The 25407-nt window shown below is 47.2% G+C and carries 15 protein-coding genes; 12 read left to right on the top strand and 3 right to left on the bottom strand.

The genetic code is table 11. From position 1 onward, the window contains the following. Positions 1–99: 99 nt before the first annotated feature. The 12 genes from QFZ81_RS11390 to QFZ81_RS11445 all read left to right on the top strand — a co-directional run bounded on the left by QFZ81_RS11390 (position 100) and on the right by QFZ81_RS11445 (position 22759). Positions 100–1470 carry a class I SAM-dependent rRNA methyltransferase gene (locus tag QFZ81_RS11390; protein WP_307602802.1) on the top strand — a complete coding sequence of 457 codons (1371 nt, stop codon included), beginning with the start codon at positions 100–102 and terminating at the stop codon, positions 1468–1470. A 772-nt stretch (positions 1471–2242) separates the two neighbouring features. Then, a complete protein-coding gene (locus QFZ81_RS11395; RefSeq protein WP_307602804.1) occupies positions 2243–3130 on the top strand; it encodes a TolB family protein in 888 nt (295 codons plus the stop codon). 57 nt (positions 3131–3187) lie between these two features. Further along, a complete protein-coding gene (locus QFZ81_RS11400; RefSeq protein WP_307602806.1) occupies positions 3188–4171 on the top strand; it encodes an aldo/keto reductase in 984 nt (327 codons plus the stop codon). Positions 4172–4395: 224 nt separating this feature from the next. After that, a complete protein-coding gene (locus QFZ81_RS11405; RefSeq protein WP_307602808.1) occupies positions 4396–5511 on the top strand; it encodes a citrate synthase/methylcitrate synthase in 1116 nt (371 codons plus the stop codon). A 32-nt stretch (positions 5512–5543) separates the two neighbouring features. Then, a complete protein-coding gene (locus QFZ81_RS11410) occupies positions 5544–6026 on the top strand; it encodes an SRPBCC family protein (protein WP_307602810.1) in 483 nt (160 codons plus the stop codon). A 196-nt stretch (positions 6027–6222) separates the two neighbouring features. Then, positions 6223–9753 carry a helicase-exonuclease AddAB subunit AddB gene (gene addB, locus QFZ81_RS11415; protein ID WP_307602812.1) on the top strand — a complete coding sequence of 1177 codons (3531 nt, stop codon included), beginning with the start codon at positions 6223–6225 and terminating at the stop codon, positions 9751–9753. Between the two features lie 23 nt (positions 9754–9776). After that, entirely contained in the window at positions 9777–13730 is a 3954-nt protein-coding gene (gene addA, locus QFZ81_RS11420; protein ID WP_307602814.1) for a helicase-exonuclease AddAB subunit AddA, read from the top strand. A 52-nt stretch (positions 13731–13782) separates the two neighbouring features. Beyond that, positions 13783–14961 carry an exonuclease SbcCD subunit D gene (locus QFZ81_RS11425; RefSeq protein WP_307444376.1) on the top strand — a complete coding sequence of 393 codons (1179 nt, stop codon included), beginning with the start codon at positions 13783–13785 and terminating at the stop codon, positions 14959–14961. 414 nt (positions 14962–15375) lie between these two features. Further along, positions 15376–18861 (top strand): SbcC/MukB-like Walker B domain-containing protein, encoded by a 3486-nt coding sequence (locus tag QFZ81_RS11430; RefSeq protein ID WP_307602817.1) that lies wholly within the window; start codon positions 15376–15378, stop codon positions 18859–18861. 45 nt (positions 18862–18906) lie between these two features. Beyond that, on the top strand, positions 18907–19386 hold the full coding sequence (locus QFZ81_RS11435; protein ID WP_307444372.1) for an NUDIX hydrolase: 480 nt from the start codon (positions 18907–18909) through the stop codon (positions 19384–19386). A 175-nt stretch (positions 19387–19561) separates the two neighbouring features. Further along, the gene (locus QFZ81_RS11440; RefSeq protein WP_307444369.1) at positions 19562–20659 is read left to right on the top strand and encodes a chymotrypsin family serine protease; all 1098 of its coding nucleotides are present in this window, start codon (positions 19562–19564) and stop codon (positions 20657–20659) included. A 153-nt stretch (positions 20660–20812) separates the two neighbouring features. Continuing rightward, complete coding sequence (locus QFZ81_RS11445; protein ID WP_307602819.1) at positions 20813–22759, top strand: stalk domain-containing protein; 1947 nt, start codon at positions 20813–20815, stop codon at positions 22757–22759. Positions 22760–22843: 84 nt separating this feature from the next. On the opposite strand, the gene QFZ81_RS11450 is transcribed toward QFZ81_RS11445, so the two are convergent. Genes QFZ81_RS11450 through QFZ81_RS11460 form a run of 3 tightly spaced genes read right to left on the bottom strand, consistent with a single transcriptional unit; the run spans position 22844 to position 25403 of the window. Next, positions 22844–23944, bottom strand: coding sequence for a GerAB/ArcD/ProY family transporter (locus QFZ81_RS11450; protein WP_307444364.1), 1101 nt, complete (start codon positions 23942–23944; stop codon positions 22844–22846). A gap of 35 nt (positions 23945–23979) precedes the next feature. Next, entirely contained in the window at positions 23980–24222 is a 243-nt protein-coding gene (locus QFZ81_RS11455; RefSeq protein ID WP_307444361.1) for a hypothetical protein, read from the bottom strand. Between the two features lie 14 nt (positions 24223–24236). Next, positions 24237–25403, bottom strand: a complete 1167-nt coding sequence (locus QFZ81_RS11460) for a Ger(x)C family spore germination protein (protein ID WP_307444359.1) — start codon at positions 25401–25403, stop codon at positions 24237–24239. Positions 25404–25407: the final 4 nt, after the last annotated feature.

Below are 25407 nucleotides of genomic sequence, written 5' to 3' on the forward strand. Positions count from 1 at the left end.
CTAATCATTTTTCAACCAATATATGTGACCGTACAGACAAGCATGACAAGCAAGCTGATGAGAGTGAACGGTTTCACACAAAGGACGGCTAAAAGTATAATGACAGCAGTATTTTTACATAAGAAACGTAAAGCTCGTTTGGAGCAAGGACACCCATGGGTATACAAAAGTGAAATCGAGCGTGTAGATGGTGAGATCGAGCCAGGACAACTAGTTCCAGTTCAAACACATCTCGGCCAATACCTAGCAACGGGTTATTATAACGAGGCTTCCCAAATTACGGTCCGAATCGTATCCTACAAACCGCTTGAAGCGATGACAACGGAATTTTTTGTTGAGCGGTTTACGCGTTGTTTACAGCATCGCAAGCGCTTTGTAAAAGATGCGCAATCCTATCGCTTGGTTTATGGTGAAGCCGACTTTTTGCCAGGGCTCATTGTAGATAAATTTGAGAGTACGCTGGTTGTGCAGCTCCTTACCATGGGGATGGATCGCTGCAGAGAGCAAATTGTTGCCGCATTGGTTCAGGTTGTGAAGCCAACAGGCATATTTGAACGCAGTGATGTTTCGATTCGTGAGCTGGAAGGCTTGAAACAGACTAAGGGCTTACTATATGGCGAGTGTCCCAAGCACGTTGACATCTTAGAAAATGGCCTGCGCATTCGCGTTGATATTGAAGAAGGTCAGAAAACCGGTTATTTCTTTGACCAAAGGGAGAACCGTGCAGCTATCGCTCCTTTAATGACAGGATGGGGGCATCGCAGCGGAATTGAACTGAAAGAAGTTGAGGAAGATGGCGTGAGCCAGACACTCCCTGTGAATGCGAATGGCAAAGTCGTTTCCTTTCCATATTGGGACGGCGCGTCGGTGCTTGAATGTTTCTCCCATACAGGAAGCTTCACGCTAAATGCCTGTAAATTCGGTGCGAAAAAAGTAACCTGCCTCGATATTTCGGAGCATGCGATTGAAAGTGCGCGTACGAACGTTGCTCTAAACGGTTTTGAAGAACGAGTAGAGTTTGTGGTCGCAGATGCTTTCGAATACTTGCGTACACAAGTTAAAGGCTTGGATGAGCGTAAGGTTCGTGCCAGTGCTGGCAGCGGTAAAGCTAAAGTGGATACGTCGAAGCCCGTTGCAGAAGGTGGACGAACTTGGGATGTGGTCATTCTTGATCCTCCTGCTTTCGCAAAAACGAAGAGCGCCGTCGAAGGTGCCTGCCGCGGCTATAAGGATATTAACTTGCACGGCATGAAGCTTGTGAATGAAGGTGGCTACTTGGTAACAGCGAGTTGTTCCTATCACATGCATCCCGAGTTGTTCCTAGAGACCATTCACGCGGCGGCGACTGATGCAGGTAAAATTTTGCGTTTAATAGAGTTCCGTGAAGCAGGTATGGATCATCCTCGCATCCTCGGTGTAGATGAGGGACATTATTTGAAGTTTGCTATGTTTGAGGTACGGAGTAAGTAGTAAAAACGGACAGATCGGACTTTGAAAAGCGAGGCTAATGAGCCTTGCTTTTTTATTTGGTCCGCCGAGGCAATGAAATTCATCGCAATAGTGTGGGAATGGTGTCGCAGTGAGAGGTCAAAAGACACTTTTAGATGATCTAAGTAAAGTAGCATGTTGCTTCCTGAGAAGGCAGAAAAGGCTGTCTCGGAGGCTCGAATGCAGCGAAAGTGGCGCGAGACGTCTGAAAAGAACCTCTCAGCTGTTGAGAGTAGGTAAGTTAGTGGGATTGCAGCCTGAGAAGGCAGAAAGGCTGTCTCGGAGGCTCGAATGCAGCGAAAGTGGCGCGAGACGTCTGAAAAGAACCTCTCAGCTACAAAGAGCAGTTAAGTTAGTGTGTTTGCAGCCTGAGAAGGCAGAAAAGGCTGTCTCGGAGGCCCGAATGCAGGCGAAAGTGGTACGAGACGTCTGAAAAGAACCTCTCAGCTGCTGAGAGCAGTTAAGTTAGTGGATTTGCAGCCTGAGAAGGCAGAAAAAGCTGTCTCGGAGGCCCGAATGCAGACGAAAGTGGCACGAGACGTCTGAAAAGAACCTCTCAGCTGCCGAGAGCAGGCAAAGCAGTCGGATTTTTGATTTGAACAGTTTTACAAAGTTTATGAGATCGAATTTGTAAAGGATGGAAAGAAGGTAAAACAAAAGAAACACTTGAATACATACATACCCAATGTAATTTAAGATCACCTCAGACTGCATTCCCACTTCAAACAAGAAATGGAAAGGGTGAAACTACAAAATGAATACTTTAAAGCAGCCTAACAAAATCTTAGGTCGAAATGTGATTAGTACCCTTGAAACGGTGGATATTCAGACTGGTGAACGAAAGGCTTTGGCCCAGTTTGATGAACTGATTGAAGCGCCAAATTGGACAATTGATGGTAAGCGGCTCATTTATAACAGCTTAGGTCACCTCTATTCCTTCGACATTAGCACGCTAGAAAGTACGATTATCGATACGGGATATGCCACGCAATGTAACAATGACCATGTACTGTCGCCTGATAATACTCAAATCGCGGTAAGTCACCATACTCAGGAGGATGGTCATTCGCGCATTTATGTTTTGCCCTTAAAGGGCGGCAATCCGGTCCTCATCACACCCATAGCACCCAGCTATCTGCATGGCTGGTCGCCAGACGGCAGCACATTAGCTTATTGTGCCGAGAGGAACGGCCAGTATGATATTTACACCATTCCTGTAACCGGCGGTGTTGAAATGCAGCTGACTGATTCTCCTGGTCTTGACGACGGCCCCGAATACTCACCGGATGGCATGCACATTTGGTTCAACTCAGTCCGTACTGGCCTTATGCAGGTATGGCGAATGAAAGCCGATGGCAGTGAACAGACACAAATGACATTTGATGAAAGCAACAGCTGGTTCCCGCATATCTCTCCCAATGGAGATTCCGTAGCCTTTCTATCCTACGGCAAGGATGATGTCGCTCCGGGAGACCATCCAGCGAATAAGCATGTAGAAATTCGATTGATGTCTAGTGCTGGCGGAGAATTTCGCACACTAGTTAAGCTGTTTGGGGGCCAGGGTACAATTAACGTTAATTCTTGGTCGCCCGATAGCAAGCAGCTGGCATTTGTCAGTTATCAGCCAAAGGAAATAAATTAGAAATGTTGAATAATCATCAAACAAATTGTGAGTTATAACACGAAGGAGGAGAGGCGTATGAGATATCGTCAATTGGGAGACACAGAGCTTCAAGTTAGTGAAGTTAGCTTCGGTACATGGGCAATTGGTGGCGGATGGGGGCACGCAAATGATGATGAGGCGCTGAAAGGTTTAAATCAGGCTATGGATGCGGGGGTCAACTTTTTTGATACGGCTGATGTTTATGGCTCGGGCCATGCAGAAGAGCTTTTAGCTAAGGCCACCAAAGGAAAAGAAGATAAAATTCATGTTGCAACGAAGTTTTGCCGCGCCGGCGATATTCACGATCTTAGTACGTATTCTGAGGAGTCCGTGCGTCAATATTGTGAGAGCAGCTTGAAAAGATTGAAACGTGAAAGAATCGATCTGTATCAAATACACTGCCCGCCACTTTCCATCTTGAAGGTTGGTCATGTGTTCGAGGTGCTGGACAAGCTAAAAACAGAAGGCAAAATCCGCCATTATGGGGTGAGCGTAGAGACGGTTGAGGAAGGCTTGTTCTCTATTGGCATTCCTGGCGTGAAGGCGCTTCAAGTCATTTACAACTTATTCCGCCAAAAACCTGCCGAAGAATTATTTCCCCAGGCGAAAGCAGCAGGCGTAGGGATTCTCGTAAGATTACCGTTAGCAAGCGGACTACTGACTGGGAAATTTACAGAAACGAGTACATTTGCCGCGGATGACCATCGGAGCTTCAATGCAGACGGTGCACAGTTCAATGTAGGTGAAACGTTCGCAGGACTGCCATTCAATAAGGGTGTTGAGCTGGCGAGAGACCTGGCATGGATTGCGGAAAGCCGTGGAAATATGGCCCGAGCATCAATGCGCTGGATTCTGGACAATTCGAACATTACCTGTGTAATTCCGGGATTTAAAAACGAACGTCAGGTAGAGGATAACCTCGGTACGGTTCAGGTTCCTTCGTTCACGCCAGAGGAGCTAGAACGTATCCAAAGCTTTTATCAAAATAAGGTGAAAGATCATATTCGGGGGCCCTATTAAGAGGTATTATGGTTTTGATGGTGAGATGAGCGTTAAAATGATTTACGAAGAAGAGTAGCAATATTATAAATGAAATCACGTTGATAAATTTTTATGATCGATACATATATTTTATTGAGTTTTATTTATCGGGATGAAAAGAAACTCCAATTGGATGAAACTGTCATTACCGACTAAGATGAGGGAAGAACGATTTCACTTCTCATCGAAAGGAAGATGACAGTATGGCATCCGTAACAGGTTTAGAAGGCATTATTGCGGCCGAAACAGAATTGTCTTTGGTGGATGGGGAGAACGGGTATCTTGTATATCGCAGGCATGAGGCAAAGAAGTTAGCCTTGGATAAGAGCTTCGAAGAAGTGGCTTATTTACTCTGGCATGGTGAGCTGCCTACAGAGGAAATACTTGTCAATTTCAGAAACCAATGGTCGGCTCACCGGCGATTGCCCGAAACATTGAAAGCGGCTTTAAATTTGCTGCCATTGGAATGCGATATGATGAGTGTACTGCGTACAGCGATCTCATTTCTAGGAACAGAGTCAGTAAAGAAAGCTGCTTGGCCTCCCCAATATGAATCAGTCTTGGCCTATACAGCTTTGCTACCAACCATTATAGCTTTTAAGTATCGGCAGTCATTAGGACTTCAGCCCATTGAACCTAATCCAGAGCTGGATCATGTAGCCAATTATTTGTACATGCTGACTGGTACAGTACCACAGTCTGTACATGTGAAGGTGTTAACGGCTTATTTCGTATTAGCAATGGAACATGGGATGAATGCTTCTACGTTTGCAGGGCGTGTAGTGCTGTCTACACAATCTGATATTGCTTCAGCTCTTTGCGCATCGATTGGCGCGATGAAAGGGCCGCTTCATGGCGGAGCACCATCTGAAGTCCTTCATATGCTGGATGAAATAGGAACCAAGGATCGTGCGGAAGCATGGTTGATTGAACAGCTGGAATCGGGTCATCGACTGATGGGTTTTGGACATCGAATTTATAAAACGAGCGATCCTCGAGCGGAAGCGCTAAGGCAAATTATGACGAAATTAGCCTCAGAGGATCCATGGTTTGAACTTGCCATTCACGTTGAAAAGCTGGCAGTCGAATTGTTGGTTGTCTATAAACCTGGCCGGAAATTGTATGTGAATGTGGAGTTTTATGCGGCAGCCGTTATGCGGGCTATCGCCTTGCCTAAATCTTTATTTACTCCCAGCTTTACAGCTAGCCGTATGGTCGGCTGGACGGCTCATTTGCTAGAACAAGCAAGTTGTAATCGCATTTTTCGGCCGCAATCGGTCTATATCGGTGAGATGCCAACTGCCCTCCAACAGACATAAAAACAGTTTTTAGATGAGGAGGAATAAATAATATGTTAGCTTCCATACAGAAAGTTGAGGGTGGCTATATCGCTCGCTTCGATCGTCCACTCAAACATTCCGTTGAAAAAGTCTGGGCTGCTTTAACGGAGAATGATAAGCTTGCCAGATGGATGTCTAATCTCCAAGTTGAGGATCTTCGCATCGGGGGAAATATCAAATTCGATATGAAGGACAAATCAGGGATATTTATCGATATGAAAATTACAGATTTCAAGCCATACTCCGTCCTCGAATTCGAATGGGGTAATGATCGTGTTCGGTTCGAATTATACCCAAAGCCGGAAGGTTGTTTACTCGTATTAAATGAGTTTATTAGCGCAATAACCGATCATACACCCAAGGATTTATCGGGATGGCACATTTGCCTCGATATGATGTACGCTTTATTGGATGGACACTTCATGGACTTTCCAAAAGGCGAATGGGAACAGTGGTATGAAAAGTACAAAATAGCTGTCAAAAGTATAGATTAGAAAAATACCATATGTTTACGTATAAGCTGATCTCTCGGTCCTAATGGCGAGGGAACAGCTTATTTGTTCTAGCGAAAGCCCATCATCTCCCACACCTCTTTTCTACCAAAAGTATGATAGAATAGGAGAGATATGAGAACAAAGTATATGCTTACGAAGCAAGCTTTCCAAGGAAAGCTTTAAGGAGGCCCTGTATATGTCCATTCGATTCGTAATCGGCAGAGCCGGAAGTGGCAAAAGCGAACGCTGCCTCACAGAGATGAAGCAGCATTTGGCGGCAGAGCCGGAAGGTCATCCGCTTATTTTACTCGTTCCTGAGCAAGCAACGTTTCAGGCGGAGCATGCGCTTGTCTCTGATCCTAGCATTCGTGGAATGATCCGCGCTCAGGTGTTAAGTTTTCACCGTTTGGCATGGCGTGTCATGCAAGAAGAAGGCGGCACAGCGAGGCTGCCCATTGATGATACAGGTAAGAAATTGCTGTTAACCAGCATTTTACATAAATATAAAGATGAGCTTCACCTATTCGGTCATTCGGCGGAGCAAATGGGGTTCGTCGACCGGCTGAATCAACTTTTCACGGAAATGAAACGGTATTGTGTAACCGCTAAGCAGCTGGAAGAACACGAGAATAGACGTATCATTACGCTCGGAGAGAGTGGTTTGCTGCGTGATAAAATGCATGATATAGGGCTGGTCTATCGGCAATTTGAATCTGAGCTTTCCCGTCAGTATTTGGACGGCGAGGATTATTTAACGCTGCTGGCAGAGCAAATTCCAAACTCCGCGTATTTGCGGTCGGCATCGGTATGGATTGATGGTTTTCACGGCTTCACACCGCAAGAGTTTGCGGTGCTTGGCGCGCTTTTCGCTGCGTGCAAACAGGTGACGGTTACACTCTGTCTTGATCGTGAGCTGCAGGCCGGAGATACGCCCGATGAGCTGGATTTGTTTCACCCTACAGCGATGACGATGGTACGGATGCAAGAACTCATATGGAAGCTTGGTTTACCGGCAGCTGAAGTTCATCTCTTGGCTCCTGAAACTTCGCCGCGCTATGAAGATAGTCCGGCTCTGGGCTATTTAGAGCGAAATTTCGATCGACGTATTGGTGGCGGTGCTGGGCAATATAAGCCTGCGCCAACCGAGAAATTAAGCGACCAGCTTGTTATTAGGGAGGCTGTCCATCGCCGTGCTGAGGTTGAGGGGGCCGTGCGGGATATGCTGCTGCTGGTTCGTGAACAAGGAGTTCGATGGCGGGAAATAGCGGTCATGGTACGGAACATGGATGGCTATCAGGATTTGTTAAAAGCGGTTTTGACCGATTATAACATTCCTCACTTTTTTGACCAAAAGCGGTCAGTCCTTCATCATCCACTCGTTGAATTCATTCGCTCAGCCTTGGAAGTTGTGCAGCATAATTGGCATTACGATGCCGTTTTTCGGTGTGTCAAAACGGATCTGCTGCTGCCAAAGGAAGCAGCTTCTCAGCGGACGGAGCTGGATAAATTAGAGAATTATGTACTTGCCTTCGGCATTCAAGGGTACAGATGGACGGACGGTAAGCCATGGACCTATAAATTCCGAGCTAATTTGGAACAAGCGGACGAAGGTGTACAGGAGCAAACGGCTGAGCTGCAATCCTTAAATACGAGCAAAGCATGGGTTGTAAGACCGCTTCTTGCTTTTTCGAAACGTTTACAGCAAGCAAGCTCTGTTAAAGATCAGGTTGAAGCGTTATATGAGCTTCTGGTCACTGTACAGGCTCCTGAGAAATTAGAGTCCTGGAGTGGGCAAGCGATCCAAGATGGGAAGCCAGAAAAAGCGCGAGAGCATAGCCAAATGTGGGATAGTGTTATGGATATGCTGGATCAATTGGTGGAGACAATGGGGGAAGACGACCTGAGTCTGGAGCTTTTTAACGGACTTATTGAGACCGGTATGGAGAGCATGAAGCTAGGCTTAGTGCCGCCTTCGATGGATCAGTTATTGATTGGAAGTATGGATCGGACACGTTCCAGCGGGATTCGATATGCTTACATTCTGGGCGTCAACGACGGGGTTATCCCTGCTCAAATGGATGAAAAAGGCGTCCTTACGGAAGCGGAAAGAAGTGTACTGACAGAGTCAGGCTTGCCAATGGCGGATGGCAGTCGCCGCAAGCTCCTGGACGAGCAGTTTATTGTGTATACGTCGCTAACTGTGCCAGGTAAAAGGCTTTGGATGAGCTACCCGCTTGCCGATGAGGAAGGGAAATCACTTCTGCCTTCGGAGCTAATCAAGCAGATGCGTCAACTTTTTCCGGGGACAGAAGCCCCGCTTTTACTTGCTGAACCAGCAGCTGAAACGCCCGAAGGCGAACAGGCGGCATATATTTCACACCCTATTCAAGCTATCTCCTATTTGGCTGTCCGCATGAAGCATTGGATGTTAGGCGGACGAATGGCTGACCTTTGGTGGGAAACGTACAATTGGTATGCCGAGCAGCCGGAGTGGCAGATGAAGCTGCAATCGTTAGTTCAGGCACTGCAATATACGAATAAAGAGAATGGCCTCAGCTCGAAGACCAGCAAGCTTCTATATGGGCAAAATTTACGTGCGAGTGTATCGAGAATGGAGAAGTATGTGGCTTGTCCTTTCTCGCATTTCGTGTCCCATGGTTTAAGACTGCAGGAAAGACGGGTTTATCGACTAGATGCTCCGGACATTGGGCAATTGTTCCACGCAGCGCTAAATCAGTTTGTGCAAAAGCTCCAGCAGGATCAGCTCGACTGGGGTTCGCTTACAGCTGAGCAATGCATGGAGCGTTCCGCTCAAGTCGTGGATGAGCTAGCGCCAAGGCTCCAGGGAGAAATTCTGTTAAGTTCAAGCCGTTATGCTTACATAGCAAGAAAATTGAAGCAGGTTGTAGGCAGAGCAGCAGTTGTGCTCGGTGAGCATGCCAAGCATGGACAATTCCAGCCACTGGGGCTGGAGATTGATTTTGGACCTGGCAAAGAATTGCCGTCACTGACCTTCGAGTTGGATAATGGCTGCACGATGGAAATTATCGGTCGGATTGACCGTGTGGATCGAGCGGATGGCGAGCAAGGCGTTCTTTTGCGCGTTATTGACTATAAATCAAGTCAAACCTCCTTACAGTTATCTGAGGTGTATTACGGTCTTTCCCTGCAGATGCTGACGTATTTGGACGTCATTATTACTCACGCGGAGCAGTGGCTGGGCATTGCAGCGAGGCCGGCAGGCGTGCTTTATTTCCATGTGCACAATCCGATGCTCCAGCAAAAAAATGCCCTCGATCCCTCTGAAGTGGAGAAGGAGCTGCGCAAACGTTATAAAATGAAAGGCCTAATCACCGCTGATGCGGAAGTAGCCGGTATGATGGACGATGAGTTGGTGAAAAGTGCCGGTCACTCACAGCTTATCCCAGTTGCCTTGAAAAAGGATGGAAGCTTCTATTCAACCTCTTCGGTAGCAACGGATGAACAGTGGGATACACTTCGTAAATATGTGCGGAAACAGGTCAAACAGATCGGTACGGGTATCACAGATGGACATGTGGATATTGCTCCGTACCGTTTGGGTAAAAAAACAGCCTGTCTGCATTGCTCGTATAAATCGATTTGTCAATTTGATCCCTTATTTGAAGGCAATGAGGTTCACCAGCTCAAACAACGGGGCAAAGATCAGCTCTGGTCCGATCTGGAGCAAAACGTGAGCCAATCCTAAAGGCAGAAAGGAGCGTAACATACGTGAATAAACAACAACAGCCTAAGCCTCCCGGCAGTACATGGACGGATGATCAATGGGATGCGATTACACTCAAGGGTCAAAATATGCTTGTTGCCGCTGCTGCTGGTTCAGGCAAAACCGCCGTGCTCGTCGAGCGGATTATACGCCGGATATCCAATGAGTGGGAGCCGATTGATGTTGACCGCTTGCTGGTTGCGACGTTTACCAAGGCAGCGGCATCCGAGATGAAGCATCGCATTCGTGAAGCACTGGAAAAAGAGTTGATGAAGCAGCCGCATTCGCAGCATTTGCGCAAGCAGCTCGCACTGATGGGACGTGCATCGATTACTACGCTGCATTCCTTCTGTCTGGAAGTCGTTCAACGTTACTTCAGCCTTATTCGGTTAGATCCGGGCTTCCGTATAGCGAACGAGACGGAAGCTGACCTGCTTCGCCAAGATCTGTTAGGCGAAATGCTTGAGCAGTACTACGCCGTGAGCGGAGAGAACAGCGCCTTCTGGCGGCTGGTCGATTCGTTCAGCGGCGAGCGCAACGACGACGCGATCATGCAGCTTATTCAGAAGCTGTATGATGTGTCGCGCAGTCATCCGTGGCCGGAGTACTGGCTCAGGGCGACGGCTTCGATGTTTGGACCGCCGGCGCCGCAGGTACCGCAGGACGTGCCGGATGAGGCGGCCTCCGTTATGCAGGAGGCGCTGCCTTACGTTGCCGCTGCGACTGCGCCAGTGGACTATTCGATCTGGGAGCAGAGTCTGATCCGCGACCTGTCTTTAGAGCTGGAAGGAGCCGCTGATCTGCTGCGGCAAGCGCAGCAAATCGCTGAATCGCCTGGCGGTCCGGCCCCGTATTTGGACAATCTGCGAGAAGATTTGCTGCTCGTAGATAATTTGCGTGAAACGACCACCTATCCGTGGTCCGTCTTGTATCTTGGTTTCCAGACGGTCGAGTTTGGCAAGCTCAAAGCGTGCAAAGGCGATGACTATGATAAAGAGCTGCAAGAGGAAGTCAAAGAACTGCGCAATAAAGCCAAAGAGCAAATTAACAAAATGAAAGAAGAGCTGTTCGGACGTACACCTGAACAATTCCATCAGGAAATTGCCGAAATGGCTCCTTTACTTCACACGTTAGTGGATCTGGTTGTTGATTTCGGACAGCGGTATCAAGAGGCCAAGCAAGCTAAGGGTTTGATCGATTTTGCCGATTTAGAGCACTATTGTTTACAAATTCTTAGCGCAGAGGGCTCAATCCCCGGGGATCTGATTCCATCCGAGGCTGCTCAGACTTATCGCAGACAATTCGTGGAAGTACTTTTGGATGAATATCAGGATACGAACCGCGTACAGGAAGCTATTGTTGAACTAATCTCGAATACGAAGCCTGGCAATCGGTTTATGGTAGGCGACGTGAAACAGAGTATATATCGGTTCCGTCTTGCTGAGCCAGGTCTCTTCCTGGAGAAGTATAAGGCGTACCGTTCCAATAAGGATGAATCGCCAGAGACGTCTTCCGAAGGTGGAAGAATCGATTTGGCGCGTAATTTCCGCAGTCGTATACAGGTTGTCGATGCAGTTAATTTTCTTTTTAAACAAATGATGAATGAAACTGTTGGTGAAATCGCCTATGATGAGCGCGCAGAGCTTGTATACGGAGCGGGTTATCCGCCATCAGCTTCTGACTGCTCAGTAGAAATGCTGATTGTTGATCGTGGGACGGAAGTGCCAGACAAAAGTGAATTGTTCACTGAGGATACCGATGATCAAGAGTCAGAAGCTTTTGGAGAGGGGGCCGAAGGAGCCTCTGATCCCGTAATAGAAGCGCAAGAACTGGAAACTGCGCAGCTGGAAGCACGCACGATTGCTCGCCAAATTCGAGGATTGCTGGGGGCTGGGGGACAGGAAGCTTTTCAGGTTTTTGATAAAAGAACCGGTGGCGATCGTCCTGCGACCTATCGTGATATCGTGATTTTGCTGCGTGCAACGCAGGCGTGGTCTCCTGTCATCATTGATGAACTCAAAAAACAGGGCATACCGGCCTATGCAGAACTGAGCACGGGATATTTTTCTGCAACGGAAGTAGAAGTGATGCTTTCCTTGTTGAAAGTCATCGACAATCCGTATCAGGATGTGCCATTGGCGGCCGTACTGCGTTCACCGGTTGTGCAGCTAACCGCTGAGGATTTAGCGCAAATCAGGGTCGCGGATAAATCAGTGCCATTTTACGAGTCTGTCTTACAGGTAGTTAAAAGTGCAGAGTCAGATGATAATGAAGCTCTTTTACAAAAGCTGAACCATTTTCTTGGGCTTCTGGAAAATTGGCGGAATGATGCTAGACAAGGCTCCCTTGCCGATTTAATTTGGAGCATTTATAGACAAACGGGCTATTACGATTTCGCCGGAGGATTGCCAGGAGGCTTGCAAAGACAAGCTAATTTAAGAGCGTTATACGATCGTGCACGACAATATGAAAGTACATCCCTACGTGGATTATTCCGCTTCCTGCGTTTTATTGAACGAATGAAAGAGAGTGGCGGAGATTTAGGCACAGCGCGTGCGCTCGGTGAACAAGAAGATGTAGTTCGCATCATGTCTATTCATAAAAGTAAGGGGCTTGAGTTCCCTGTTGTATTTGTGGCAGGAATGGCCAAAATGTTCAATCAACGTGATTTGAATGATGCTTTTTTACTGCATAAAGAGCTTGGCTTTGGACCGCGTTTTGTGGATACGAATTTGCGTATAAGCTATCCGACACTGCCTTCCTTAGCTATCAAAAGAAGAATGAAGCTAGAGCTGCTTGCAGAGGAAATGCGCGTCTTGTATGTTGCTCTCACAAGGGCGAGAGAAAAGCTGTATTTACTTGGCACAGTGAAATCACTTGATAAGCTGCTGCGTGGGTGGGGGCGTCATCTGTCTAGGACAGATTGGTATTTGCCAGACTTTGAACTGGCGAAAGCGAGGAGCTATCTCGATTGGGTCGGACCTGCCCTGCTTCGTCATCCAGATGCGGCTCTTTGGAGAGAGCGGCTCGGCATTAGTGAGGCAACCTCTAGCGTACGTCTACTTCAAGATCCTTCTCAGTGGAAGTTGACGGTTATCCAGCCTGAGAGTTTGCAATTGGAAGAAAAATTAGAAGCTGAGAGTGTGTTACCAGACGCAGAACGAATATCAGCCGTACATCATAGTCTTTCTGTACCTACAGTGGGCAGATGGAAGGATTGGTTGGAGGATCGGCTTTCTTGGACATACGAATACCCGGATGCGCCTAAGCATTTTGCTAAGACCACTGTGTCGGAAATGAAGCGTTTGTCTGAGCGTAATCGCATAGCAGGAGAAATGGAATTTCCATCTGGGGCTGAGACTGCTGTTTTGGATGAATCTGAGGTGAAGCCAAAGACTGCGGTATGGCGCAGGCCTCGATTCATGGAAGAGAAAAAGCTAACTGCAGCTGAAAAGGGAACTGTTGTCCATGCTGTTATGCAAAATCTTTTTTTGCAGGAATCGCCAACGGAATCAAGTATACAGGCAACTCTTGAGGAGATGCTGAACAAACAAACGCTCACGCAGGAGCAGTGTGATGTTGTAGATATTCCGGTTGTATTGAAGTTTTTCGAAACAGAAGTTGGCAAACGGATGGTACAAGCTGCGAACGTGCAGCGTGAGGTGCCATTTAGCTACGGACTGCCTGCGGATGAGGTCTACATTGGAACCGACCGCTCCACGATAGGGGAGACGGTGTTAATTCAAGGGGTTATCGATTGTTTATTCGAAGACGACCTAGGACTCGTGTTGGTTGATTATAAAACGGATGCGGTAAAGGGAAGCACTGATGCAGAACTGAAGGTGCGTTATGAAAAGCAAATTTCACTGTATACCCGGGCCGTGGAACATATTTGGAAGCGTCCTGTAAATGGGAAGTTCTTGTATTTCTTTGATGGGGCGAAGTTGTTGGAGATGTAAAAGGGGATAGATAGCAACGGAGTATAAAGAATGCCTAGGAAGGAGATGAGTTATGCGAATTTTACACACTGCCGATTGGCACTTCGGTCGAACACTCGAAGGTCGCAGCCGGCTAGAGGAACAGACGGCTTTCATGGATGAGCTTGTGCAGATTGTTCAAGATCAAGCCATCGATTTGGTTCTGATCGCAGGAGACATCTATGATAGCGTAAATCCTCCAGCTGCTGCTGAACAGCTTTTCTATGAAGGCATTTCCAGGTTGGCTGACGGCGGTAAGCGCCAAGTGGCTATTATCTCCGGCAACCATGACCATCCGGATCGGCTTGCAGCATCAGGGCCGCTTGCGGCTAAACAAGGGATCACGATTATTGGCTTACCGGTCCCTGACATTCAGTCGATTGGTATTGCTAGAACAGGTGAGTTGGCACGATTGATAGCGCTCCCGTATCCGTCTGAATCACGACTCAAGGAGCTTCTCTCGGATGTTGCCGAGGAGGAAGTACTTCGCAGTAAATATTCCGAACGTGTGGGTGCACTTATTCGTAAGCAAGCGGCTTCTTTTGAAGCCGGTACGGTGAATTTGATCATGAGCCATTTGTACGTACTCGGTGGTCATGAAACGGAATCGGAGCGCCCAATCCAAGTAGGAGGCGCCTACACGGTGGATACAAATGCTCTGACGGCAGGAGCGCAATATGTTGCGCTTGGCCATTTGCATAGACCGCAAAATGTGAAAGCAGCGTCCCCCATCCGTTACTGTGGTTCTCCTATCGCCTACAGCTTCTCGGAAGCCGGACAAGCGAAGTCGGTCACAGTGCTCGATCTAGCTCCGGGACAAGTGGCCGAGCCTAAAGAGATTTTTCTGACTTCGGGCCGTCCACTTGTTAGTTGGAAAGCCAAAGAAGGGATTGGGCAAGTACATCAATGGCTTGATGAACAACGCGATGCTTCAGCCTGGATTGATTTAGAAGTCACGATGACAGAAGCCATGTCAATCGAACAGATTCAATCGCTGCGTAAAGCATACGAAGGCTTCATACATATTCGGCCAATTTACCCAGAGATGGAGGCAGTCCGAGCCGTGGTATCCAGATCTGATCTGTCGATGGAGGAGCATTTCACGCGCTTCTACTCGCGTCAAACAGGTGGTGCGCAGCCGGAACCTGAATTGGTTCGGTTGTTTTTGGAGCTGCTGCAGGAGAAGGATTTGGCGGGTGCTGCGGGGGAGTAGGTTTGGGGAGTCGAACTCTCTCTAGCTTACTCACTCACTAGTTCTTTCTCCCACGACGTGGAAAAGGGAACTGCATTTAGTGCATCTATTTCACGCGAAATGACTATAAATGTGAGTTTTAATGCAAAAAGTGTAGTTAATATCGTCAAATTTACTCAAATAGCTTCAGTTTAGAAGAATTTGATGTAGTTTTTGCAGTTTTTTTACCGGAGTGAATGATTTAAGACAAATTTGATGAATTGCTTTCAGTTGAATTAGTTGCTGCGGCTTAGTTACAGGAAAAGAAGTGTTTTATGCCCAAGAAGTACTTGTGGATAACTGCGAAAACCTAAGTAGATTAATATGTTAACGAAGAAAAAACAGATGGAACATATAACAAGCGATTCTAGCGTTTTTATGAAAGGAGGATTTGGCATGCGTCCAATTCAGTTGCAAATGTCCGGACTTCAGAGTTATCGGGAAATGCAGACGATCGATTTTAGCCAATTAGTGGATGCGGGCGTGTTTGGCATATTTGGGCCAACGGGCAGTGGGAAATCTTCGATTCTGGATGCGATCACGTTATCGTTATATGGCAAAGTGGAAAGAGCAAGCGGAGGCACCCAAGCGATTATGAATCATGCGGAGCAGACGCTGTTCGTTTCTTTTACGTTTGAGCTGACGAATGCGGCTGGCACTGAGCGTTATCGTGTCGAGCGGCAATTCAAGCGGGGAGCGGAGATGTCCATTAACGGGACCATTACTCGGCTTTTACATATCAAAGGGACCGAGACCATCGTTCTTGCGGATAAAGCGGGTGAGGTGAATCAGCAGGTACAGCATATTCTAGGTCTGTCTATGCAGGACTTTACGAGAGCTGTTGTGCTCCCGCAAGGGAAATTCGCAGAATTTCTGACGTTGACCGGCAAGGATCGTAGGCAAATGCTGCAGAGGCTATTTCACCTTGAACAGTATGGGGACCAATTGAGCGCGAAGGTTAGTTCCAAAGTGAAAGAAACGGACAGCACAGTTAAGCAGCTTGCTGCAGAGCAGCAGGGGCTTGGTGATGCTTCAGAGAGAGCGCTAGAAGAGGCCAATGCCAGACTTCTGGAAGCAGAACAAGAAGCGGTTCGAAGTCGTCTTCATTTGGAACAGCAGGAGAAGTCTTATGACGAGCATAAGCAGGTGTTTCAGTGGCAGAATGAGAAAGAAGCGCTGGAACAAGAAAAGCAAAAGCAGCAGGAACAAGAGGCATTAATCCTCGAGAAAGAGCTGCTTCTTCAAAAAGCAGAGCAGGCCGAAAAGGTGAGACCCTATCTGGAGCAGCATGCTTTGGCATCCAAAGATGTGTTGACAGGGGAAACGCAGCTTGAGATTGCAGCAGCTTCCCAACTAACAGCGGAAACAACTTATCAGCAAGCTGTTCACAAATTTGAACATGCGCAGCAAGAGCTGGCTTTACAGGAAGGGCCGCTTTTATTGCGGTTGGATCAACTGCAGCAAGCACTTGTCATTCAACAGGAGCTTGAACAAGTGCAAGTTCAAATCCAGTCCACTCAGAATCAAGAAGCTAAAGTCAAGGCGACTTTAACGAATTTACAGGCTGAAGTGAGTAAAAACATAGAAACAAAACAAAAAGCAATCCTTAAACAAACCGAGCTTAAAGATCAACTGAAGTTGGTTGAAACCAACTCTGTATCCCGACAGCTATTACAATCTGCATCTCAAGAAAAGAAGGTAATTGAACTACTCCAAGCCCAAGAGCTTGAAGCGAAGAAGGCCAGAGAAGAAAAAGCTGGCGCTTACTCGGTAGTGGAACAAAGTCAATTGCAATTGGCAGCCAAGCAGCAAGCCTATCAAGTTAAATTGTCAGGATGGCTGAAGGAGTTGCAGGAAACGGGTATAGAGGTTAACTTGCAAAGTGCAGCATTTACTAAGTTCGTTCCTGCTTTACAAGCTTACAAAGAGAGACAGAAGCTGAGCTGGAAAATGCAAGAGCGTCATATTTTGGCGGCAGTTCTTGCCAGTGAGCTTGTAGATGGGGATCACTGTCCTGTATGTGGTGCGACAGAGCATCCGTTAAAGCAGCATAGCGAAGTACCAGCTGAAACTGCCTATGATCTGGAGGCAAATGAAGAACTGCTTGGACAAGTAGAAGAGCTGCTTCAGCTTGCAAAAGAGCGTCAATTCACGGGGCAGCAGTTGCTGCGCAGATTGGGAACCGTCTATCAGCAAGCGGTTGATTTGACTGTTCCAACTTTAATCGGACAGGGACATGGTGAAGTAACCAGTGAACAGTCCCCTATGGCATGGGGTGAGGCTGCTGCTGGGATAGAAGTAGGAGCTTATGCCATTTTTGGGGCGCATCATGAAGATGTTAGTTTTGAGGCTTTACGTAAGGAATGGAAGGTTATGGAGACAAGCCTATCTTCCTGTATTTCCCAGTCTGAAGAACTTGAACATTCTTTCCAAAGTCTGCAGAAAGAACATGCACTTCTTGCACAACAATTCGTGCAAGCAGGTGCTCAGCTGCAGGCGGCTGCGAGCTTGTTATCGGAAGCGGATATCAGGTTAACTTCAATAACAACAACATTAGCTGAGCAGTTAAAAGGTTGGCAGGAGCGTTATGCGGAGCTTTCTTGGATAGCTGTGGATCAGCAGCTTGAACTGCTCCTTGCCAATGAGCGATTAGCCGAGGAACTCCGCGTCCGAATTGAGAAGAGCATCCCGTTTCTGGACGAGCTAAACGGGAAGATCGACGAGCTCCAGCGCGCTGCACTGGAGCAGGACCGTACCGCCCTGCAGCTGCATGAGCGGCTGCAGGGCCTGGCGCAGCTCGCCGCCGACAAGTCGCGGCAGCTCGCTTTGCGCGCGCCCGGCGCGGCTGTGCCGCAGCTCATCGCGGAGGCGACCTCCGCGCTAGAGCAGCTGCGGCAGCTCGCGCAGCAGACCAAGCTCGCGCACGCTGCTGCGCAGCGCGAGCAGCTCCTGGCGGCGCAGCGCTTCAGCGCCGCTGCCGAAGCCGCCGCCGCCGCCGCGCGGCAGCTGGCGCAGACCGAGCGTGCGCTGCACAGCGCGCTCAAGGATAACGGCTTCGCGTCACGCGAAGCCGCAGAAGCCGCGGCCCTGGCGCCCGAGCAGCGCCGCCAGTGGGCGCAGCTCGCGGCGGAGCACCGCGAGCGCGAGCAGGCGCTGCGCGCCCAGCTGGCGCAGCTGGCAGCGAAGCTGCAGGGCCGCGTGCTGAGCGCGGACGAGTGGGCGCAGTCGCAGGCGCAGCTGAGCGCCGCGAAAGCGGCCGCTGAGGCCGCGCTCGAGACGCGGGCCAAGGCGGCGCAGGGCGCGAACGAGTTGGCTACGCGGCATGCGCGGTGGTGCGAGCTTGAGGCGCGTCGTGCCGAACAAGCGACGCAGCTGGAGCGGCTTGGCAAGTTACAAGCCGTGCTTAAGGCCAATGCCTTCGTCGAATACCTCGCCGAAGAGCAGCTCATGCAAGTTAGCCGCGCTGCTTCGGAGCGGCTTAGTGAATTGACGCGTCGACGCTATGCGATTGAGGTCGACTCTGGCGGAGGCTTCGTCATCCGTGATGATGCCAACGGAGGGGTGAAGCGGCCGGTAAGCACGCTGTCGGGCGGTGAAACATTCCTTACCTCGCTGGCGTTAGCGCTCGCGCTTTCGGCACAGATTCAGCTGAAGGGGGAATATCCGCTGGAATTCTTCTTCCTCGATGAGGGCTTCGGTACGCTCGACCAAGAGCTGCTGGACATGGTCATCGGTGCGCTTGAGAAGCTTCATATGGACAGTCTAGCGGTTGGCGTCATTTCCCACGTTCCAGAGCTCCGTGCTCGTCTAGCTCGTAAATTAATCGTCCTCCCAGCAGAGCCATCTGGGCGCGGGAGCCGCATTGTAGTTGAGGAACTGTAGTTTCTACTTGCATACTGCTTAGAATTTACGGAGGAAGGTGAACATTTGTTAACTTTCGAAAGACAAAATAATAAGTTTAATTTTAGAGTTGCAGGGATTGCTATCCATAACAACAAGATCCTCCTACATACAACCCCAGAACATGATTACTGGGTTTTGCCTGGAGGACGTGTGGAATTTAATGAATCAACTAATGATGGAATCGTGAGGGAAATACAAGAGGAACTGGGTGTCTTAGCACATGTGGAACGTCTGAGTTATGTTCACGAATTAGTTTTTACAGAAGTTGGTAAAAACTTTCATGAACTTGGATTTTATTATCTGATCTCACTACCAGAGAATAACGAAATAATGAATAAGGAATCTGAATTTAATGGGATTGAAGATGGTGGCAGATTGATTTTTAGGTGGTTTTCATTTGATGAATTAAATCAAATTGAGGTGTACCCCGAATTTATTAAGAGAGATTTTTATGTTCTATTGTCTTCAGAGCTTATAAAGCATGAAGTGACAATTGAACAATAAGCCACTGAGACTTTAACAATTTATTCTCAAATTAATATCCCTATCCAAGGCTAACGACGCTCCAACCGTCGTTAGCCTTTTTTACATCCCCCAAATCATCTTTAGGTGAAGTCATCAAGCCGATTCGTACAAGTTGGCATACACTGCAACATCTTTAGGGAAGAGGAGAATGTGAATGGCTACATTTAATGAGGCTCTAAAACATAAAAACAGAATTTCACCCGTTTTACTAAAAAGAGCGGAGGTTATGGCTGTTGGTGTTGGCTATGCTGATCCGAGTAAACCAGCACTTGGAGCAGGCGTTGTTGTCTACACGCATCAAAAAGTCGTCCCCTCCAGTCTGAGCAGCCTCAAAGGAGTGGTTGCCAAAGCAGGCACGGCTGTTCCCGTTCGTTTTGTGCCTTCTGGGATGTTTAAAACGAATGTCTCATCTTCAAAACCGAAAGCCATCCGGCCAACATTGTTTCGCGGTAGAATTCGTCCTGTGCCAGGCGGTGTAAGCATTGGTAAACCAGATCCGTTTTCCACAGGAACGGCAGGTGTGATTGTAATCAGAAATAACCAGCTTTACATTCTGAGCAACAACCATGTTCTCATTAAAAACAACTCCACTGCCTTCTCTGCAACCGTACAACCAGGCCCGGCAGATGCAGCGCTTGCGGGTAATACCATAGGGAGAGCCTTTCAATTCGTCAGATTGCGCCCAGGTGAAGTCAATTTCCAAGATTCAGCGATTGCACTGCCGTTTTCAAATAGCTTATTGAATCCGAGATACTTAGTCAGTGCAACAGGGCAGCTGGTTACAGTTCCTGGTCACTTGTTAAGCTATCCTGTCGGTCTACAAGTGTTTAAATCGGGTCGTACAACCGGGTTTGTCAGAGGAACAGTAGAGTCCAATAATGTGGATGTGCGTGTTTCCTATGGAGGAACTTTAGGGACATTATTGTTCCGAAATCAATCGGTTATTCGTGGGAATACGGGCGCTGTTTCGCTCCCTGGTGATTCCGGTTCTGTATGGCTCCGCGCAACGGATCGCTTTGCAGCGGCACTTAATTTCGCGGGTACAGCGGATGGCCGACGTTCGATTAGTAATCCAATTGGTATCGTTATGTCCACGTATGGGTTACGCATTGCCATTCCGGCCCCTGGTGGAACTTTCAAAGCCGGCGCGATTAAAGGGATAGCACCACGAGGCAACCATGCTTACGTTCAGCGATTAACAGATGAACAGCGTAAACGCACTCGCGCTGTACTAGTTAAGTCCTCTAAGTAAATACTGTCATTTCATCCAAAAACCAATGAATTAAGACGCATTGGTTTTTTTGTTTTTTATTTATTTTTCGACAAAATGCTACTTTATTCCATCCGAAACGTATTAGTTATGGACATACAAACTTACAACAGGGTCGAAGGGAGTCATCTTAACTTGAAAATCACGAAAAAAAGAATTGGAATTATGACGTTGGCTGTAGGAATTATCGCAGCTAGCCTAGCAAGTGCACCCGCACCTGCTCGTGCAGACATCGTGTGGGATCACTGGCAGAAAGCAGAGTCACTTCGTGCAAGTGGGAATAAAGATGAGGCTGTGCCGCATTGGCAATTCCTAGCTAATCACTATGCGAGCACTGGAGAATGGGAGAATGCAGCTTTATTCTATGGAAACTTGGCCGCCTACTACGATACAATCGGTGATTACGATCAAGCGATTAGCTTTTACGAATCGGAAAACGAATATTGGGTGAAAGCCGGGAAGGATTGGGGAGCTGTTAAGCTGCAGCGAGCCGATCAAATTCGAACAACGGTTGAATTGTATAGACAGGATCGTAATGAGACGACTGTACAGCAATTAGCCTTGCCTAAGAACAGTCAATTGGCCAAGTTTGAACCTACATACGGCACTTATCTGGGGGTGTACTCCGAACTGGATCCCAAGGTAGGTAATATTTTCACGAAGATGGAAACTGTTTATGGTAAAAAGCACGCGATTTATTTGGCCTATGCACACTGGGGTCAAGGATTCCCTTCTATATATGCGAAGAGAGCTAAAGATGCAGGTGGCGCTTTACAAATTGCTTGGGAACCTGACGATGGCTTAGATCCGGTTACAGACGGCACGTATTTGCGCAAATGGGCACAAGATGCCAAGGCGGCAGGTATCCCGATTTTCTTGCGTTTTGCAGGGGAAATGAATGGCGCTTGGGTCAAATGGCACGGAAACCCTGCCCAATATATTGCGAAATTCCGTATGCTGCACGATGTATTCGCTGCTGAAGCACCGAATGTCGCGATGGTTTGGAGTCCTGGTGACGTACCTGCGAATGATATTGACCCTTATTATCCGGGAGATGCTTATGTAGATTGGGTTGGGGTTAGTCTATATATTGAGCCTTATGAAAATGGGAATCCGTCTCTGCCTTCCATGATTTCTACGAGCAGTGTAGAGAGGTTAACGAGGCTTTACAACACCTATTCGGACCGTAAACCGTTAATGCTAAGCGAAACGGGTGTCCCGCATTACGCGCATTCGGCAGGTGAAGATTTCACGGAGTGGGCGAAACTTAATCTGCAGCGTTTATATGAGATTATGCCTTATAAATATCCAAGATTGAAGGCTATCACTTACTTTAATGTCGATCAAAAGATGGACAATGCGAAAAATGACTATTCACTTTCCACTTCGTCTGAGATCCAAAATTACTACAGCAAGTTAATTGCTAATCCTTATTTACTTTCCAAAGTAACAGATGCAGCTAAACCTACTGATGGTATGGGTTATGTACCCGTAGATGCGAATCATGAAGCTTTTACGAAACAAACCAAGTTAATTCCTTTTGTCAAAATACCTGACGTTTACATTGGCAAAGTAGAGTACATCTTAAACGGACAAGTGATTGCCTCTCAAACAGATCTGCCTTACGGTCTAGAGCTGCGAGCCGGTGATGTTCCGGAGGGTTCTGTCATTCAGATCAGGGTTTATAATAAAGCCGGTAAGCAAACAGCTTTACGTACGTTCGGTTTATCCTCACAAGTATCTGTAGAAATTGATGGGAAAGAGCAGAAATTTGAACAAGCACCCGCCATTGTAAAAGGATCAACATTTACGCCGCTGCGTGCGATTTTCGAAGCGATGGGTGCAACGGTGGATTATGAAGCAGCGACAAAAACTGTTACAGCCAAAAAAGGAAGTACAACGTTACGCTTAACTCTTGATCAGAAAACAGTGTATGTGAACGGCCAAGCTGTGCAGTTAGATGAACCAGCTCAGCTGGTGAACGGTTATACACTTGCGCCTGCTCGATTCGTAGGGGAAACCTTTGGCGGCAAAGTCGCTTGGGACGGTACAAGCAGAACAGTTACGATTACAACCAAATAGAACATCATCTACAAAAAGCTGTTCCTTCGTTTGACGGATTGTCAGAACGCTGGAGCAGCTTTTTCAATAAACGATAGGTTTCTCTTATTCAACTTTTTTTTTTCTTATAACTGCAACCACTGTAACCAAGAGCAATGGCAGCAAGTAAGAAAAAGTGGCCCATAACGGATGAATGACCGATACGGCATAAATCCAAGTGGCTGATCCTTTATCAATTTGAAGCAGAGAAAAAAGGTAGCAGGTCAGCGCTAGAGGAAATACCAATATGCGATCGTCATGGAGCTTGAACAATTTTGTAAATGTTAAATTCAGTATATATAGCGTAATGGTAGCCTTTAAAAATGAAGTTAAAATTAAGGAGATCCCAATGATAGATTCAATCCTTTGAATGACTTCAAGCAGGTCGATGATTCGAGCGACCTCAAACATCGAATACTTTCGATCTCCTGCCATTGGACCAAACACCATTATCGTGGCGATCGTCACGGCGATTAAACATAAACCGTTTACAAGTAGGGCGAGATACATGCCCTTCTTTAGCTGTTTTTGTTCGTTCTTGCGTACGTAAGGAAGAAGCATAGCCATTAGCGTAAGCTCGACATAGGGAAAACCATATGAGAAATAAGCGCCAAGAATGACGGGTTTGATGCCGTCAGGCATGATGGGAAACAGATGGTCGATCTCATAATTGTTGAAAGATAATACAAGAATGAGAATGATAAAGACGAGAACGGCAATCATAGGAGCCAGGATCATTCGAGCCATAGTTTCTATTCCTGAACGAACCGTAAGAGCAATAACCACAAATACCGATAATACAAATATAGACAACGGAGTTTGCCGCATCATTGAACTGGTCATAAATAAACCGATATCTAGGACAATTCCGGATGTCATGTGGAATTGAAACGAAATAAAGGGAATAGCGAGAAGAATCGTAACCCAATTACCAAGCAAAGTCCTGCTGTAATCGATAAAAGTCAGGTCGGGAAATTTCCGGTACAAATACAAGATGCAGGATAGTAGGAATATGCCTGCAGATATAGAAAGCAAAAGGGATATCCATGCTCCATTTTTGGCGTAGCCGATTAACGGTCCGGGGATGTTTACGATGGCAGATCCCGTCATGAAAGAAAAAAATAAAACGGACATTTGCGATGAGCTGATTTGCTCCTTTACTTTCATCTCTTGCACCCCCACGACAGCAGATTCTCGATTGTTTAAGAGGGAACCTTTAAAAACTCAATAATGCGACGGGCAGGTTCACCAATGAGTGCAGCAGCGGCTTCCTCAAGAAACGGCCATTTCAGGTCAAATATATAATTGATGCCTAAGTAAACCGAGAGCAGCAGCATGGCCGAGTAAGCAAAGATCTCGCGGCGATCCAGCTTTTTTAGTCTCGGTAAGTCTGCGAGTAATATGGCCGTATAAATCATCAGCAGTAATAACATCTTACCCGACATTTTTTCGGTCCCTTCTATTTTTTGAAAATAGGCTTACCGATTGTGGTTCCGCTGTTAATAACCTTAACATCAACATCGAGATCGAATTCACTGCTTGCAAATTGATCATCCCAGTCCTTTTTCCACTGCTTCCACAATGACGGATTTTTCTGATACACTTTGTTGCCCAATCCAATGGCATCGAATTTTGTTTTTTTTAACCAATTGATTGTTCCCGTAATTTGCTGTTTAACCGTCTCTTCCACATTTTTTGCGAACTTCTTTTCATCAGCTATCGTTTCCAGCTTGGAGCAGCTCAACTCCATGACAGCTACTTCCATGTTGAGTTTTACATGAACTTTCAGAGAATGCTCTTCGAGTGAGGTAGGCTGCCATTTGCTTTTTAAGTCCACGATTTCTACAGCTTCAACCTTCTGATTCGGCTTGGATGGATTCTGACAAGGAATATCAAGCATTCCGCTTTGATAAGTGTTCAACAGCATTTGTAAGCTTTCAACCTTCTCGGGTTCCATTTTACCCACTAATTTCCCAGCTTTAAGCAAGGCGATTCCGGCTACATTTGTTACCGTCTCTGAGTCTTTGGATAAATACAGAAAAGGCACCATTGCGTTGCCAACCTCGCTTTTCATTTGCATGCCCATTTTCAGCAAATTAGTCTCTATTGTTTTTCCGCTATTAGAAGCAGACGCTTTTTCGCTTTGAAATAATTGTTGGCTTATCGTATTTTCGATGAAAGGTTTCATGTTCAAATATTTGTCTGCTCTTCCTTCCGCAATCATGATGGAAACGGTTAAACGGGGTTCGTGATCTCGGTAAAAAAATTCGAGTAGACTGAATATCTCTTGTTCACGAGCCAGTTTTTCACTAATAATAATCAGGCGGGTATGGCTCCACTGGGTTTTACGTCCGAGATTAATGGGAATATCGCGAATGGCTCTGGGGAGCGTACGATCGATAGTCGTAACATTCGCGAATGACACATCGGGCGATTTGCCGCCTATTGAACCGACCCCTTGGGTTGGCCTGAATACTTGTGTAGTCAGTGAAATTTTTCCGCCACTGGCTTGATCTAAGGCAATTCCCATGACAAAACCTTTTTCTGGAAGCTCGGCCCGATCCCAGCATCCTGTCAATACGAAAAGTGCCGATAAGCTTAAGCTCATCCATATCCGTCTGATCATGATC

The organism is Paenibacillus sp. V4I9, assembly GCF_030817295.1.
Classification (GTDB): Bacteria; Bacillota; Bacilli; order Paenibacillales; family NBRC-103111; genus Paenibacillus_E.

Coding starts and splice junctions, on each gene's coding strand:
- QFZ81_RS11460 (WP_307444359.1), bottom strand. CDS start 25,403: ATGATCAGACGGATATGGATGAGCTTAAGCTTATCGGCACTTTTCGTA.
- addB (WP_307602812.1), top strand. CDS start 6,223: ATGTCCATTCGATTCGTAATCGGCAGAGCCGGAAGTGGCAAAAGCGAA.
- QFZ81_RS11455 (WP_307444361.1), bottom strand. CDS start 24,222: ATGTCGGGTAAGATGTTATTACTGCTGATGATTTATACGGCCATATTA.
- QFZ81_RS11440 (WP_307444369.1), top strand. CDS start 19,562: ATGGCTACATTTAATGAGGCTCTAAAACATAAAAACAGAATTTCACCC.
- QFZ81_RS11450 (WP_307444364.1), bottom strand. CDS start 23,944: ATGAAAGTAAAGGAGCAAATCAGCTCATCGCAAATGTCCGTTTTATTT.
- QFZ81_RS11410 (WP_307602810.1), top strand. CDS start 5,544: ATGTTAGCTTCCATACAGAAAGTTGAGGGTGGCTATATCGCTCGCTTC.
- QFZ81_RS11430 (WP_307602817.1), top strand. CDS start 15,376: ATGCGTCCAATTCAGTTGCAAATGTCCGGACTTCAGAGTTATCGGGAA.
- QFZ81_RS11425 (WP_307444376.1), top strand. CDS start 13,783: ATGCGAATTTTACACACTGCCGATTGGCACTTCGGTCGAACACTCGAA.
- QFZ81_RS11395 (WP_307602804.1), top strand. CDS start 2,243: ATGAATACTTTAAAGCAGCCTAACAAAATCTTAGGTCGAAATGTGATT.
- QFZ81_RS11405 (WP_307602808.1), top strand. CDS start 4,396: ATGGCATCCGTAACAGGTTTAGAAGGCATTATTGCGGCCGAAACAGAA.
- QFZ81_RS11390 (WP_307602802.1), top strand. CDS start 100: ATGACAGCAGTATTTTTACATAAGAAACGTAAAGCTCGTTTGGAGCAA.
- QFZ81_RS11400 (WP_307602806.1), top strand. CDS start 3,188: ATGAGATATCGTCAATTGGGAGACACAGAGCTTCAAGTTAGTGAAGTT.